The sequence below is a fragment of the Actinosynnema sp. NPDC059797 genome (genome assembly GCF_042732085.1).
Lineage (GTDB): Bacteria > Actinomycetota > Actinomycetes > Mycobacteriales > Pseudonocardiaceae > Actinosynnema.
On sequence record NZ_JBHWIE010000179.1, the window covers coordinates 1 to 15155 of the forward strand.

Here is a 15155-nt window from a genome sequence, read left to right on the forward strand (position 1 = left end):
ATCGACCTGCGGGACTCTATCCTTCTCGGCGGTCGCGCCCCGGCGCGGCGACCGCGACTGGAGGTGGGTCAGATCGACACGGGAGCGCCCGGCGCCGTCACGATGGTGTGCGGCACGAGGCCGGAGCTGATCAAGTTGGCGCCGCTGATCCGCCTGCTCGGGCAGGCGGCCACCGTCGTCTACACCGGACAGCACTACGACACCGCGCTGTACCACCGCATCCGCCGGGACATCGGCTGCCCCGGCCGGTTCCACGAGCTGGCCGTCGGCGGCGCGCGCCGGGGCGCCCAGCTCGGCTCGGCGGTGGCCGCGGTGGACGGGGTGCTCGCCCAGCACCCGACGCGGGTGGTGATCGTGCAGGGCGACACGACCTCCGCGCTCGCGGGCGCGTTGGCCGCCAACGCCAACGAGGTGCCCCTGGTGCACGTCGAGGCGGGCCTGCGCAGCTACGACCGGGCGATGCCCGAGGAGCACAACCGGGTGGCCATCGACCACCTCGCCGACCTGTGCTGCGCGCCGACCCCGCTCAACCGCACCAACCTCCTCTCCGAGGGCGTGCCCGACGAGCGCATCGCGATCACCGGCAACACCGTGGTCGAGGCGCTCCTGGCCGCGCTGCCCGACCGCGAGGAGGAGGACGTCGTGCTGGCCTCGCACGAGCTGCGGCCGGACGGCTACGTGCTGGCCACCGTGCACCGCCCGGAGAACGTCGACGACCCGGCGAACCTGGAGGCCATCCTGCGCGAGCTGCGCCACCTGCCGCTGCCGGTGGTGCTGCCGCTGCACCCGCGCACCGCCAAGCGGGTCGAGGGCTTCGGCCTCGGCGGCCTCCTGGAGGGGTTGAAGGTCGTGGAACCGCAGGCGTACCCGGCGTTCCTCGCCCTCGCCCGGTGCGCCGCGGTGGTCGTCTCCGACTCCGGCGGCATCCAGGAGGAGGTGAGCGTGCTCAAGCGGCCCGTGGTGGTGGTGCGCCGCAGCACCGAGCGGCCCGAGATCGAGGGCACGTTCGGCACGCTGGTCGCGCCCGGCGCGGGGGTGCGCGCCGAGGTGCTGCGGTGGCTGGACGACGTGCCCGGCCACCGGGAGCGGCTGGAGCGCATCCCCTCCCCCTACGGCACCGGCTCGCCGTCGACCCGGATCGCCGCGGCGCTGCGGCGGCTGGTCGGCGACGAGCGGGTGCTCACCCCGGAACGGGTCGTGGTGCCCCCGCCGGCGTCGCGACCACGCGGTTCGCGAGTCCCACACTCGAATTCCAGCTCGTGACGTCCGGGTACACGTGGGCGGTGGTCGCCAGCAGCAGCGGGGTGCCGGCGACCACCACGGGCGGCCGGCGCGCCAGGTAGCCCAGCGGGTACACCGGCTCCACGAATGGCGCCCGGAACACCCGCACGTCGTCGACGTCCTCGCGGCGCAGGCCCGGGTGCAGGGCGAGCAGCTGCGCGGTCCACCGCCCGGCCACCGCGGCGTCGTCCTCGGCGAACAGCGCGGAGCCGCGGTCGGTGTAGCGCATGGCGTACACGAGGTGGCGCCCGCCGTAGGGCTCCACGCCCGCGAGCGGGGTCATCTGGACCAACCCGTCGAAGTCGGTGCCGGAGCGCACCACGGGCGTCCAGTAGTGGCCCGACAGCGGGCGGCGCAGGAAGAACAGCGCGTTGACCACGCCCTGGTAGGGCAGCTCCACGTCGGGCAGCCGGGGCGCGAGGTCCTCGTCGGCCACCTGCCGCAGCTGCGGCAGCGGCAGCGTCGAGATGACCCGGTCGGCGGTCAGCACCTCGTCGGGCAGCTCCAGCCGCGCGCCGCCGGCGACGCCGATCCGCCGCACGGGCGCGTTGAGCCGCACCACGCCGCCGTTGCCCTCGATCGACGCCCGGAGCGCGTCGATCACGGCCCGGTAGCCGCCTTCCGGGTAGCCGCGCACCGAGACCGCGCCCTCGCGGCCCAGGCGCTGCCACAGGTACAGGGCGGGCACGTCGCCGAAGCGCTCGCCGAACTTCGCGCCGAACAGCGGCGCCAGCAGCAGTTCCCAGACGCGGTCGCCGTACAGGCCGCGCAACCAGTCCTCGGTGCGGGTGGCGTCGAGGTCGCGGCGGCGGCCCAGGCGGCGCAGCAGCAGCGTGACCACGCCGAAGCGCACCCGGTCGGGCAGGCCCAGCGGGGTGAAGCGCAGCAGGTCCAGGGCCGTGTTGAACGGGTGGTGGCGGCCGGACACGACCATGCCCATCCGGGTGCGGTCCCACTTGACCGAGGAGCGCAGGCCGAGTTCGTCGAGCAGGCCGAGCAGGTGGTCGTCGGTGGGCATCACGCAGTGGTAGAACCGCTCGACCCACCGGTCGCGCCAGGGGAAGAACGTGCCGAGGCCGCCGAGCCGGTCGCTGCCCTCCAGCAGGGTGACCCGGGTGCCCGAGCGGGCCAGCCGGTGGGCGGCGGCCAGGCCGCAGATGCCGCCGCCGACCACCACGACGTGCTCGCCGCCCGGCGTCGCGGGCGCCATCACAGGGCCCGGTGCGGCGCGGGCGCGAGGCGGTCGCGCGCCAGCAGCTTGAGGTACTGCCCGACGGTCCGGGCGATGCGGATCTTGCTCGCGCCCCGCTTCCGGTCGTACCGCAGCACCAGCGGCACCTCGGCCACCACCGGGCGGCAGTGCCGCAGCTTCAGCAGCAGCTCGACCATGCAGGCGAACCCGCGCTCCTCGATCAGCCGCTCGCCCCAGTGGCGGGCGGCCCGCGCGAGCAGGTCGGCCCGGTAGGCGCGGAACCCGCTGGTGAAGTCGCGCACGCCCTCGACCCGCACGAGGCGCCGGAACAGCACCGCCGCGCCGCGCGAGAGCAGCCGGCGCAGCGCGGGCGCGGTGGCGTCGTCGCCGCCGTCGACGAAGCGGGAGCAGATCACCACGTCCGCGCCCGCCTCGATCTCCTCGCGCAGCCTGCGCAGCAGGGACGGGTCGTGGGTGTCGTCGGCGTCCATCACGACGACGACGTCGCGCCCGGACGCCTCCGCGAGCGCGGCGCGGAGCCCGGACTGGACGGCCTGGCCGAGGCCGAGGTTCACCGGGTGGCTGACGAGCCTGAGGTCCAGGCCCGGCACACCGGCGGCGACCACCTCGGCGGTGCCGTCGGACGAGCCGTCGTCCACGACCCAGGCGGTGAGCTGCTCGGCGTGCGCGACGTCCGCCAGCCGGCTCAGCAGCGGCGGCAGGGACTCGGCTTCGTTGTAGGCGGGTAGCACGACGTGCGAACGGGCGCGGGAACGGACGGGTGTGCCCTGTTCCGGCGCGGTGCGCACAGCGCCTTCATCGACGGTCAAAGGGCCCCATTTCACTGGAGGGCGGATGTCGGTCCAGAATTATTCGCCTGTGCGTCGCCACCCGATCCGGCCACCCCGCGCGTTTCGGGTCGCACGGCAGGGCGAATGAGCTGAGACAATACCAACCAGCGAGATCCGGTAAGGGGAAACGTGGTTCCCGAAAGAGTGAATTAACCCGGGGAGGGCACACCAAATCAACACCGAGCAACCAGAACTTCCCCGTTCGACTGGTCTCGAACGGGTGACCGATAGCGAGAACGTGGTGGAGAGGACAACGTCCTGATGTGGTGTGGCGTGTGCGGCACGCCCGCGGCCCCCGGCCTGGGCGGTCCGCGGTGAACGGGGTGGGGGTGAACGGGGCGCGCTCGGCGGCCACCCGCCCCCCGGCGTCGCGGTGGCGGAGCCCGAGGCCGCGCGAGGCCTCGTGGCCGGACCTGCTCCGGCGGGTGAACGCGGTGGCGGTGCTGCTGGTCGCGGTCGACGTGGCCGCGGTGGCGGTGGCGGTCGCGCGGTGCCGGCCGGACTGGTGGTGGGCCGCGGTGGTGGCCGCGGCGCTGCTGGGCACGCGGGGCGCGTGCCGGCTGTACCGGCGGCGGCTGTGGCTGTCCTGGCTCCAGGACCTGCCCCGGTCGGTCGGCGCGACCGCGCTGGCGTTCGCCCTGGTCACCGGGGTCGGGCTGGTCGCGGACGAGCCCGCGCGGGCCGCCCAGTGGACGGTGCTGGCGTTCGCCGCGGCGGGCGAGCCCGCGCGGCTGGCGGTGTTCGCCTTCGGCCGCTGGTGCCGCCGCCGGTTCCACCGCTGCGACCGCACGATCGTGGTCGGCGCGGGCAAGGTCGGCGTCGACCTGGCCGGCGCGATGCTCGCGCACCCGGAGTTCGGCCTGCGCCCGGTCGGTTTCGTCGACCCGGAGCCCGCGCTCGACCCGGCCGCGCTGCCGGTCGACCTGCTGGACGAGGACCTGGCCGACGCCATCACCCGACTGGGCGTCGGCACGGTCGTGCTGGCGTTCTCCCGCGCCCGCGAGTCGTCCGTGGTCGACTCGGCCATCACCGCGCACCGACTGGGCTGCACCACCCTGGTGGTGCCCCGGATGTACGAGCTCCACCAGGACGGGCCCGACGTCGAGCGGCTGCGCAGCTACCCGCTGATGCGGCTGGGCACCGCCCCGACCACCAGGCCGAGCTGGTGGGTCAAGCGCGGCGCGGACGTGCTGCTGGCCGCCGTCGCGCTGGTGGTGCTGGCGCCGGTGATCGCCCTGTGCGCGCTGGCCGTGCTGCTGGAGAGCGGCCGACCGGTGATCTTCCGGCAGGTTCGGATAGGCATGGACGATCAGCCGTTCGTGCTTTACAAGTTGCGCAGCGTGAGAATGCGTGGCGAAGACGATTCCCAAATCACCTGGTCGGTGGTGGGAGATCACCGTGTCGGGCCGGTCGGGCGATTCCTGCGCACCACGTCCCTGGACGAACTGCCCCAGTTGTGGAACATCATCCGGGGCGACATGTCGATCGTCGGCCCGCGCCCGGAAAGGCCGGGTTTCGTGCGCGAGTTCTCCGCCATCCACGAGCTGTACTGGGCCCGGCACCGGGTCCCGACGGGGTTGACCGGCCTGGCGCAGGTGCACGGCCTCCGGGGCGACACCTCGATAGTCGACCGGTCCCGCTACGACAACTACTACATAGCCAACTGGTCCCTGTGGCTGGACGTCAAGATCCTGTTGCAGACGGTGGGTGAGCTGGTGTGCCGGAGGAGTCGGTGAGCCGGCGGTGGCGTCGCGCCCTGGGCCTGCTGTGCGCCTCCGCCCTGCTCCTGGCGGGCCCGGCCTGCACGGTCGTCCCCGCCACGGGGCAGCAGGGCGGCGCGGCGCCCACGGCCGACCCGCTGGCCCCGCCGCCCAAGCCGCTCGCGCCGTGCGCCTGGTGGTACGGCATCGGCGAGCCGCCGACCTCGGTGGAGCTGAAGTTCGCCGCGCAGCACTACGACCTGGTGGTGCTCAACGCGACCGAGACCAGGGCCCTGCGCCGGCTGAAGAAGCTGAACCCGGCCGTCAAGGTGCTGGTGTACAAGGACTTCTCCAGCGTCCGCAACTACCCCGGCGCGGTGATCGGCGACTCGGACGCGCCGTTCCTGCCCAGCGGCATCGGCTACTTCGCCGCCCAGCGGAACAACCCGCAGTGGTTCGCGGTGGACGGCGAGGGCCGCCGCATCGAGTGGAAGTCCTACCCGAAGCACTGGCAGATGACGGTGTGGGACCCGACCTACCAGAAGGCGTGGACCGAGGCGGTGACCGCCGAGGTGGTGCGCGAGGGCTGGGACGGGGTGCTGGCGGACAACGACTTCAGCTCCCTGGGCCACTACTCGTCGGCGATCATCAAGGGCGCCGAGGACGCGGCCGAGTCCGACCGGATCATCCGCGAGGGCCTCGACGCGTTCCTCACCACGGCCGGCGACGCCCTGCAGAAGGCGGGGAAGATGCTGGTGCCGAACGTGTCCGAGTCGCACCTGACGGCCGGGCGCTGGTCGGCGCACTCCCGCTACCACGGCGCGATGGAGGAGAACTTCGGCCTCCGCGACACCGGCACGGGCGAGCTGCTCACCTTCAAGGGCAACGAGTGGAAGGAGCTGCGGTCGCAGGCCGCGCTCGGCGAGACGTGGCTGCTGCTGATCACGCACACCAAGTCCGAGCGGGAGGAGCGGGTCGGCTACGCCACCGCGGCCCTGCTGGCCAGCCCCCACACCTGCTGGAGCGGGGCGACCACGAGGGACTACCGCCACCCGGACTGGTCGCACTACCAGGAGGCCGAGCTGGGCGAGGCGGTCGAGACCGCGAACCGGCTGCCGTCCGGGGTGTGGGACCGCCGGTTCACCGGCGGGTACGTCGCGGTCAACCCGACCGGGCAGAAGGTCTCGGTGACGCCGCCGGCGGGGCTGGTGGACGTCGATACCGGCGAGGCCGTGCCCGCGACCGTCGAGCTGGAGGCCGCCGACGCGCTGATCCTGGTCGAGCCGCCCGACCAGGAACCGCCGGACCAGGAGCCGGCGACCAGCCGGCCGGAGGGCACGAGCACCCCGCCCGCCACCACGACGGGCGCCGAGGCGCCCTCGACGACCGAGAGCCCCGCGACCACCGAGAGCCCGTCGGCGACCGAGCCGACCACGGGCGCCGGCGTCCCGACCACGAGCGCCGAGGACCCGACCCCGACCACCGCGCCCGCTCCGAGCGGCGCGCCGGGCTGACCCCGTCAGAGGTCGCGGGCCCACGGGGGCCGGCCGGCGCGCGGGATCGGATCGACCTCGCCGGCACCGGTCCGCCCCATCGAGGCCATCGCGCCCGGACCGGACCGCGTCCCCGACCCGGGTGGGAGGGAAAGGCTTTGACGGTGTTCCCAGGCTCGTGGCGTGGCATTCACGAGCGTCCAGCACTGCTTCCTGTGACCGGGAGGCGTTGAGGGCGGTGCCGGACGGCGTCGCCCTCCTCGGCGTGCCTGCCGCGTGGACCACTTCCCCGGCGCCGCCCGTCCTCCGGCGGCGCGGCGCCCCGAGCGCGCGCGGGCACGGTCCCTCCCCGTCACCCCCGCCTGGAGTGCCTCGTGCCCGTCCCGCTCCCCCCTGCCCTCGAACGGTCCCTCGACCTGCTGCGCTGCCCGACGTGCCGGACGCGCCGCCTGCGCCCCGACCGCGGCGCGCTGCGCTGCGCCGAGGGCCACACCTTCGACATCGCCCGCCACGGCTACGCCGGCCTGCTCACGGGTGGCCGCGCCACCAGCGGCGACGACGCGGCCGCGGTCCGGGCCCGGCGCAGGTTCCTGTCGACCGGCGCGTACGCGCCCATCCGCGAGGTCGTGGCCGGCCTGGCGGCCGACGCGGCGCCCGAGCGGGCCGCGGTCGTGGACGTGGGGTGCGGCACGGGCTACCACCTGGCCGGCGTGCTCGACCACCTGCCCGGCGCCCGCGGCCTGGGGCTGGACACGTCGGTGCGCGCGCTGCGCTCGGCGGCCCGTGCCCACGAACGGGCCGCCGCGGCGGCCTGGGACGTGTTCCGCCCCTTCCCGCTGGCCGGCGGGGCGGTCGACGTCGTGCTGGACGTCTTCGCCCCGCGCAACCCGGCCGAGTTCCACCGGGTGCTGCGCCCGACCGGCCGGTTGGTCGTGGTCCGCCCCACCGGGCGGCACCTGGCCGAGCTGCGCGGCCGGGTGCCCTCGATGCTCGCGGTCGACCCGGCCAAGGAACAGCGGCTGCACCGGGCGCTGGACCCCTGCTTCGAGGCGGTCGTCACCGAACGGGTCGAGTACACCGCGCCCGTGACCGGGCAGGCGGTCGCCGACCTGGTGGGGATGACGCCGAGCGCACGCCGCTCGAACCCCGAGGACCCGACCGGTGGCGTCCCGCTGCCCGACCGGGTCACCGTCTCCGTGCTGGCCACCGCCTACCGGCCCCGGTGACCAGGGGCCCCGCCTCCCCCGCGTCGCGGTGGCGGCGGGGCGCCGATCAGCCGGCCCGGCCCAGCAGGCGCCGGTAGAGCGCGAGGTGCCGCCCGGCGCACACCCCCGGCGCGAACCGCTCCCGCGCCCGCTCCGCCAGCTCCCGCCCGGTGCGCGCCGGGTCCGGGTCCGCGAACAGGGCCCGCAGCCGGTCCGCGAGCTGCGCCACGTCACCGGGCGCGGCCAGCCGGCCCGCGTCGCCGAGCATGTCCGCCACGCCGCCGGTGTCCGTGGCCACCACGGGCTTGCCCGCCGCCATCGCCTCGGCCACCACCAGCGGCTGCTGCTCCATCGTGGACGGCAGCACCAGCGCGTCGTGCGCGCGCAGCAGCTCCGGCACGTCGGCGCGGAACCCGAGGAACCGCACCCGCCCGCCCAGCCGCAGCGCCAGCTCCTCCGCCCGCGCCCGCTCCGGACCGTCCCCGACCACCGCCAGCGTCGCGTCCGCCGGCATCACCCCGGGCACGGCCAGCGCCTCCAGCAGCGTCGCCACCCCCTTGCGCGCCACCAGCAACCCGACGAACACCAGCCGCCGCACCGGTCCGGACGGCGGGTGCGGGCGCGCCGGGGCCACGCAGTTGTCGATGTGCTCCAGCCGCCCCTCGGGCACCCGCAGCCGGGAGTTCAGGAACAGGCCCATCGCCCGCGCCGGCACCACGGTCCGGCGCAACGCCCGCGCCACCACCGCGTCGGCGGCCAGCACGGTCCGCGTGTACGCCGAGGGGCCGGGCGCCCGCGCCACGCCCCGGAACCACGCCTCGCCCACGTCGTCCGGCACGCCGTGGTAGGTCTGCACCACCGCGCACCGCGACCTCAGCCCCGCGCCGACCAGCCCGGCCCGCCGGTCCTGCGCGTGCAGCACGTCGGGCCGCCAGGCCAGCACCGCCGACCGGGCCCGACGACCGGCGCGCACGTCCGACTTGCGCCCGACCTCCACCCGTTCGTGGTGCTCGCCCAGCAGCTCGGCACCGCGCCTGGGCACGGGCCCGAACACCCGCACGTCCGCCTCGCCCGAGTCGAGCAGGGCCCGCGCGAGCCGCACCGTCACGTCCACCGGCCCGCCGCCGTCCTGGGTCAGCAGGTACGCCACCCTCAGCCGCTCACCCACGGTCCACCAGCTTCTCCACCAACGTCGTGACCTGGTCGGTCGCCTGCCTCAGGTCGAACAGCAGCTCCACCCGCCGCCGACCGCGCCTGCCCTCCGCGTCGGCCGACACCGGGTCCGCCAGCCGGGCCGCGAGCGCCGCCGCCAGCCCGGCGACCTCGCCGACCGGCAGCACCGCCCCGGCCGAGCCGAGGGCCTGCCGCACCCCGCCCACGTCGAACGCCACCACGGACCGGCCGCACGCCATCGCCTCCAGCGGCACCAGCGCCATCCCCTCCGCCCGCGACGGCAGCACCACCACGTCCGCCGCCGCGTAGAAGTCCGCGGTCTCGTCGTCGTGGCCCCACCACCGCACGGACTCGTCCACGTGCTCGGCCCGCCAGCGGCGCCCCAGCGGGCCGTCGCCGACCAGCACCAGCCGCGCCTCGGGCACCGCGGCCAGCACCGCGGGCCACGCCGCCAGCAGCAGGTCCTGCCCCTTGAGGTGGGTCAGCCGGCCCACGCACACCGCGGTGGGCCGGTCCGGCAGCCCCAGCCGCCACCGGGCCGCCAGCCGGTCGCCCGGCCGGAACCGCTCGGTGTCCACGCCGTTGCACACCACCTCGGCGGGCCCGCCGATCCCGGCGACGCGCCCGACCGCCAGCTCGTCGTCGCTCACGCACACGAGCTGGTGCGTCCACCGCGCGCCGAACCGCTCCCACCACCGCGACGCGCGGCCCACGAAACCGGTGGCCGTCTGGAACGACCACAGGTGCGGCTGGAACAGCGTCGGCCGCCGGCCCCGCAGCACCAGCCGCCCGGCCAGGCCGGCCTTGGAGCTGTGCAGGTGCACCACGTCCGGCGCGAGCCGCCGCAGCACGCGCCGCAGCCGGACCACCTCGGCCACCACCGCCGGGCCGGGGCGGCGGCCGGCCCGCCACTCCTCCACCCGCACGCCCGCGGCCCGCGCCCGGGCGGCCAGCGGCCCCGGCGGGCACACCACCGTGACGTGCCAGCCGCGTTCCCGCTGCGCGCGCGCCAGGTCCAGCACCACCGCCGCCACGCCGGCGGTCACGGGCTGGCTCACGTGCACGACCTTCACCGCCGCACCTCCCGCAGCACGTCCCGGTTCAGGACCACCACGACCGCACCGCACACCGCCACCAGCACCACCCCCTGGGTCACCGCGCCCACCGCCGAACCGGGCGGCCCGAACGCGTCACCGGCCAGCCGCACCACCAGGGCGGCGCACCCGGCCGCCGCCACCACCCCGACCGCACCGCGCGCCAGGGACCCCGCCCCCGGCGTCAACCCCCGGCGCGCCAACGCCCGCCACGTCACCGGCACCAGCGACCACGCCGCCACGGCGTGCACGGCGGACACCGCCACCACGCCCCGCGAGGTGAACGCGACCAGGCCCGCCAGCAGCACGACCAGGTGGGTCACCTCCAGCGCCAGGTAGCGGCGCGCGTGCCCGGTGGCCTTGAGCACCTGGTACCACACGTGCAGCAGGCTGATCCCCAGGCCGTACAGGCACAGCAGCGCCAGCGGCAGCGCGGCCGGGGCCCACCGCTCGCCGAGCACCACGACCCGGTCCGCCGACGCCGCCGTCACCGCGTACAGGCCGCCGGTCAGGGCCAGCACCGCCAGCGTGAACCGACCGACCACACCGGACAGCTCCCGCCCTTCGCGGGCCAGCTCGGCGCACAGCGGCAGCACCACGCCGCCCAGCACCACCGCGACCAGGATGTAAGGCACCCACGCGATCCGGTACGCCAGCGAGTACGCGCCGACCGCCTCCGCGCCCAGCACCCGCGCCACCGCGAGGTAGTCCACGTTGACCAGCAGCACGGCGACCAGCGCGCCCGGCCCGACCACCGCGATCCAGCGCGCCGCCTCGACCGCCGCCGCCGCGTCCCAGCACGGCCGCACCCGCACCCCGGCGAGCACCGCCAGCAGCGGCGCGGACACCGCCGTGCACAGCAGCCCGAGCACGGGCGCGTGCGGTCCCGCGCCGGCCACCGCGAGCGCGACCGCCACCACCGCGCCGAGCACCGCGCCGCCCGCGTCGGGCAGCAGCCTGCGCCGGAAGTCCAGGTCCCGGTGCACCAGCCCCAGCTGCACCCCGGCCACCGCCGAGAACGGCAGGCTCGCCGCGGCCAGGCGCACCAGCGGCGCGGCGCCCGGCGCGTCCAGCGCCCGCGCGACCTCGTCGGCGGCCAGCGCCAGGGCCAGCGCGAGCGCCGCGCCCGCGCCCGCGCTGAGCACCAGCAGCGTGCCCGCGACCCGGCGCGGGTCACCCGAGGTGCGGCTGATCACGTCGTACACGCCCATCGACTGCACGACCTGGCCGATGTTCACCAGCGCCACCGCCAGCGCCACCAGCCCCAGCGCCTCGGAGGTGAGGAACGCCGCCAGCACCAGCGTGACCGCCACCTGGCTGCCCTTGCTGACGACGTTCACCAGGAATAACCACAGCGAGCCCCGAACCGCCACGGCGCCGGTCACGACGTCCGCCCGCGAACCGCGCCCGCGGCGAACGCGGCCATCAGCGCCCACGCCAGCACCAAGGCCACGCCGTCGAGCGTCACGTCGGCCCGCGCGCCCAGCACGTCCCGGACCGCCAGGCTCACGAAGTGCAGGTGCGCGAACGGCACCGCCGCCAGCAGGAGCACCGCCCCGACCGGCCACAGGCCCCGCTCCCGGCGCCGCGGCCACCACGCCACCGCCACCGCGACCAGCGCGGGCACCGCGATCAGCACGTCACCGGGCTGGTGCACCACCGCGACCACCACCGCCAGGCACGTGAGCAGGTCGGCCGCGGCCGGCGCGCCCGCCCGGTCCAGCCGCCGCACCAGCACCGCGCTCACGGCGAGCGCGACCACCGGCACCGCGGCCTCCGCGCCGGGCGGCAGCCAGCCGGTGAGCCGGAAGAACACCGCCGCGACGTCGACCCGCTGGGACGTCAGCGAATCCACCGCGCCGTAAGAGGTCTGACTGGCGTGCGCCAGGTTCGCCGAGACCGCGTCGAGGAACGCGCCCACCCCGCCGCGCGACACCAGCGGCGCCACGACCGCCAGGCTCGCCACCGCCGCCACCGCCGTGCCGGTCAGCGCGACCCGCCACGAGCCCCGGGCGAGCAGCAGCAGCGCCAGCGGCAGGCCGAACTGCGGCTTCAGCCACGCCAGGGCCAGCGCCAGCGCCGCCCACCTCGGGTGCCGGTCCCGCCACAGCAGGGCGCCCGCCGCGCCGACCGCGATCAGCGGGTTGACCTGGCCGACGTAGAGCTGGGCCTTGCCCACCTGGCTGAGCAGCAGCAGCGCCCCGACCACCGCCGTGCCGACCGCCAGGGGCACGTGCGGCCGCAACCGGCCCGCCGCCAGCACCGCCAGCAGGACCAGGAGCACCAACGAGGCCAGCGCGAACGCCACCGCGCCCACCCGGTAGCCGGGCAGCGCGAACGGCAGGTGCAGCACCAGGTGGTACGGCTGGTAGAGGTTGAAGTTCTGCCGCACCGGCCAGTGCGCGAACATCACCGCCGGGTGGTAGGGGTTGCCGCCGTCGAGGAACTCCCGGATCGGGAAGTACAGCGCGTCCCGGAAGTCCTGCATCCGCTCCTCGGCCGCGTTCGCGGCGTCGGGCGGGGGCACCTGCCACGCGGGCCGCAACGCGCGCCACGCGCCCGCCGCTCCCGCCAGGAACGCCAGCGCCCCGAGCGCCAGGTGCCCCCGGACGCGGGTGTCCAGCGCGATCACGCCAGCACCACCCCCACCACGGTGGCGGAGCCGGGCAGCGCGCCGACCACGGCGGCCAGCTCGTCGTGCCGCCACCGGTCCCGGGGCGCCAGCGCGATCAGCGCCTCGCCGTCGGCGGGCTCCCCGGTCTTGTCCGGCAGCTCGGCGGCCAGCTCCTCGGCGCGCTCGGCCAGCTCGGGCGTCACGGCCACCACGCGCGCCCGCCGCGCCGCCGCGCCGCACAGCACGGTCAGCCGCCGCACCAGGTCCGGGTCGCCGTCGTCCAGCACCGCCACCGGGTGCCGCGCGCCGCCGGCCACCAGCGCCGCGCGCACCCGGTCGACGGCCCCGGTGCGGCGCAGGCGCCCGAACGCGAGCGCGACCAGGCCCGCGACCACCCCCGCGACCAGGGCCAGGCCGAACGCCAGCGGCCGGTCCGGCGCGACCCTCGTGGTCTCCGGCCGGTCGAGCAGGCGCAGGCGGGCGGAGGGCGCGAGCAGGTCCGCGTCCACGACGTTCCGCGCGATCAGGGCCACCGCCTCGCTCGCCTGGTCGGCGGTCGGCAGGCGCACGGACAGCCGGGCCAGGCCCGAGGCGGGCACCAGCTCGACCGAGACGCCCGCCGCGAGGTCGGCGGGCTCGACGCCGAGCGCGTCGGCGGGTTCGCGCAGCACCGACGGGCTGCGGGCCAGCTCGACCAGCGCGGGCAGGGAGAGCGCGACGACCTCGCCGAACGGGGCGGGCGAGTCGGTCGCGACCGGTGCGGCGAGCAGGCCGACCCGGCTCTGGTGCTCCTCGCCGCGCACCTCGACGAACAGCAGAACCGCCGCCGCGACGAGCACCCCGACGCCGACGCAGACCAGCGCGGGACGCCACGGCGCCAGGCGCCGGAACACCCCGGTCACCGCTCGCCGCCGAGCGCGCCGCGCAGCAGCTCGTCGTAGGAGCGCATCAACGCGTCCGGGTCGTGCGCCCGCCGCACCGACGCGCGCCCCGCCACGCCCAGCTCGGCCCGCGCCGCGGGGTCGTGCAGCAGCGAGCGCAGCGCCGCCGCCGTGGCCTCGGGGTCCCGGGGCGGCACCACGACACCGCCACCGCCGGCCAGGGCCTGGCGCACGCCGTCCACGTCGGTCGCCACCACCGGGCGGCCGGCGGCCAGCGACTCCAGCACGGCCAGCGGCATGCCCTCCCAGTCGCTGGTGAGCACGGTGACGTCGGCGGCGGCCAGCAGGTCGGGCACGTCGCAGCGGTTGCCCAGGAACCGGACCCGGTCGGTGACGCCCAGGTCGGCGGCCAGCTTCTCCAGCACGTCGCGGCAGCTCCCGTCGCCGGCCAGCCACAGCACCGCGTCGGGGTCCAGCCTGGCCCACGCCTCCAGCAGCACGTCGTGCCGCTTCTGCGGTTCCAGGCGGGCCGGGCACAGCGCGACCGGCACGTCCCGGCCGACGCCGTGCACCGCGCGCACGGCGTCCCGGTCCACCCGCTCGGGCTGCGGGAACACCGCGTTCGGGATCACCACCGGGTCGGGCACGCCCGCGGCGCGCAGCCGGTCGGCGGTGGCGTCGGCGACCGCGACCACCGCGCCGGAGGTGCGCCTGAGCACGCGCGCGGCGCTCGGGTAGTCCTCGTCGGGCACCCCGTGGAAGACCGTCAGCAGCGGCAGCCGCCGCGGCAGCGCGGCGAGCCGGGCGACCAGGCTGGCGGACACGTTGTGGGCCAGCACGACCTCGGGCCGGAAGGCGCCGATCGCGGTCCTGGTGGCCGCGGCGGCGCGCAGCACACCGGTGGCCCGGCGACGCGCCACCGGCACGGTGAACGTGGGCACGCCCAGCGCGCGCAGCGCCTCGGCCCGGTGCCCGCCGCCGCTGGCGACCGCCGAGTGCCAACCGAACCGCCCGCCGGTGCGGGCCATGCCGGCGACCAGGGCTTCGGCGCCCCCGGTCCCCATCTCACTGATCACGTGGAGCACACGCAACGTAGCTCGTCCTCCTCAGGCGCAGGTCGGCCGCGGCCACGACCGCGACCAGGGACCACAGGGGCAGGTAGTACTGCTGGGACAGGAAGGCCGAGGCGACCGCGACGGCGATCAGGCTCGCCTGCGCGGCGACCACCGGCCCGGGGTCGGCGGTGACGCGCAGGACGCGTTCGGCGGTGACCGCGGTGAGCGCCAGCAGCGCGGCGAACAGCGCGAAACCGGGCACCCCCAGCTCGGCGGCGACCTCCAGGTACATGTTGTGCGCCACCGGGGACTGCTCGTCGATTTCGGCGTTGTGGGAGGCCGCCGGGTAGTTGGCGCGGAAACCGCCGGGTCCGACACCGAGGGCCGGGTGCTCGGCGACCATGCGGGCGGCGGCCTGCCAGCGCAGCTCGCGGGTGTCCACGTTGGTGCCCGCGACGTGCGTCTTCTCCCGGAGGGCGCGGTCGAGCGCGGGACCGGCGACCAGCGCCGCGCAGCCGGCGAGGACGGCCAGCGCGGCGGCGCCGGCGAGCAGGGCGCGGACCGGGATCGCCCGGCGGGCCACCAGCCACGCCGCGGCGGCGGCAAGCGCGAGCGC

13 protein-coding genes are annotated in these 15155 nt (G+C 76.4%); 4 read left to right on the forward strand and 9 right to left on the reverse strand.

Annotation, left to right across the window (positions count from 1 at the left end; all coding sequences use genetic code 11):
• Complete coding sequence (gene wecB / locus ACFV4N_RS28965; protein ID WP_499675779.1) at positions 1-1263, forward strand: non-hydrolyzing UDP-N-acetylglucosamine 2-epimerase; 1263 nt, start codon at positions 1-3, stop codon at positions 1261-1263.
• On the opposite strand, the gene ACFV4N_RS28970 is transcribed toward wecB, so the two are convergent.
• Positions 1181-2491, reverse strand: a complete 1311-nt coding sequence (locus tag ACFV4N_RS28970; RefSeq protein ID WP_499675780.1) for an FAD-dependent oxidoreductase — start codon at positions 2489-2491, stop codon at positions 1181-1183. The two genes, wecB and ACFV4N_RS28970, sit on opposite strands and share 83 nt — an antisense overlap.
• The gene (locus tag ACFV4N_RS28975) at positions 2491-3282 is read right to left on the reverse strand and encodes a glycosyltransferase (RefSeq protein ID WP_499675781.1); all 792 of its coding nucleotides are present in this window, start codon (positions 3280-3282) and stop codon (positions 2491-2493) included. Before ACFV4N_RS28975 ends, ACFV4N_RS28970 begins: the two co-directional genes overlap by 1 nt.
• Before the next feature lie 467 nt (positions 3283-3749).
• Between ACFV4N_RS28975 and ACFV4N_RS28980 the strand changes: the two genes are divergently transcribed.
• From ACFV4N_RS28980 to ACFV4N_RS28990, 3 genes are all read left to right on the forward strand, one after another.
• Positions 3750-5060: a sugar transferase gene (locus ACFV4N_RS28980; RefSeq protein WP_499675782.1), complete on the forward strand. Its 1311-nt coding sequence runs from the start codon at positions 3750-3752 to the stop codon at positions 5058-5060.
• Positions 5057-6538: a putative glycoside hydrolase family 15 protein gene (locus tag ACFV4N_RS28985; RefSeq protein WP_499675783.1), complete on the forward strand. Its 1482-nt coding sequence runs from the start codon at positions 5057-5059 to the stop codon at positions 6536-6538. The genes ACFV4N_RS28980 and ACFV4N_RS28985 overlap by 4 nt, the downstream gene beginning before the upstream one ends.
• A 353-nt stretch (positions 6539-6891) precedes the next feature.
• Positions 6892-7743: a methyltransferase domain-containing protein gene (locus ACFV4N_RS28990; RefSeq protein WP_499675784.1), complete on the forward strand. Its 852-nt coding sequence runs from the start codon at positions 6892-6894 to the stop codon at positions 7741-7743.
• A gap of 46 nt (positions 7744-7789) precedes the next feature.
• Here ACFV4N_RS28990 and ACFV4N_RS28995 read toward each other — a convergent pair whose 3' ends face one another.
• From ACFV4N_RS28995 to ACFV4N_RS29025, 7 genes are all read right to left on the reverse strand, one after another.
• Positions 7790-8890 carry a glycosyltransferase family 4 protein gene (locus ACFV4N_RS28995; protein ID WP_499675785.1) on the reverse strand — a complete coding sequence of 367 codons (1101 nt, stop codon included), beginning with the start codon at positions 8888-8890 and terminating at the stop codon, positions 7790-7792.
• Positions 8883-9968 carry a glycosyltransferase family 4 protein gene (locus ACFV4N_RS29000; protein ID WP_499675786.1) on the reverse strand — a complete coding sequence of 362 codons (1086 nt, stop codon included), beginning with the start codon at positions 9966-9968 and terminating at the stop codon, positions 8883-8885. The genes ACFV4N_RS28995 and ACFV4N_RS29000 overlap by 8 nt, the downstream gene beginning before the upstream one ends.
• Positions 9965-11425, reverse strand: a complete 1461-nt coding sequence (locus tag ACFV4N_RS29005) for an oligosaccharide flippase family protein (RefSeq protein WP_499675787.1) — start codon at positions 11423-11425, stop codon at positions 9965-9967. Before ACFV4N_RS29005 ends, ACFV4N_RS29000 begins: the two co-directional genes overlap by 4 nt.
• Complete coding sequence (locus ACFV4N_RS29010) at positions 11371-12621, reverse strand: glycosyltransferase 87 family protein (protein ID WP_499675788.1); 1251 nt, start codon at positions 12619-12621, stop codon at positions 11371-11373. Before ACFV4N_RS29010 ends, ACFV4N_RS29005 begins: the two co-directional genes overlap by 55 nt.
• On the reverse strand, positions 12618-13496 hold the full coding sequence (locus tag ACFV4N_RS29015; protein WP_499675789.1) for a YveK family protein: 879 nt from the start codon (positions 13494-13496) through the stop codon (positions 12618-12620). The genes ACFV4N_RS29010 and ACFV4N_RS29015 overlap by 4 nt, the downstream gene beginning before the upstream one ends.
• A 5-nt stretch (positions 13497-13501) precedes the next feature.
• Positions 13502-14560 (reverse strand): glycosyltransferase, encoded by a 1059-nt coding sequence (locus tag ACFV4N_RS29020; RefSeq protein ID WP_499675790.1) that lies wholly within the window; start codon positions 14558-14560, stop codon positions 13502-13504.
• Positions 14550-15155 (reverse strand): O-antigen ligase family protein (locus ACFV4N_RS29025; protein ID WP_499675791.1); only part of this gene is annotated, 606 nt, incomplete at its 5' end. The genes ACFV4N_RS29020 and ACFV4N_RS29025, both read right to left, overlap by 11 nt.

Bases quoted from the DNA above. Each gene is read 5' to 3' on its own strand.
- ACFV4N_RS28970 (WP_499675780.1), bottom strand. From the start codon at position 2,491: ATGGCGCCCGCGACGCCGGGCGGCGAGCACGTCGTGGTGGTCGGCGGC.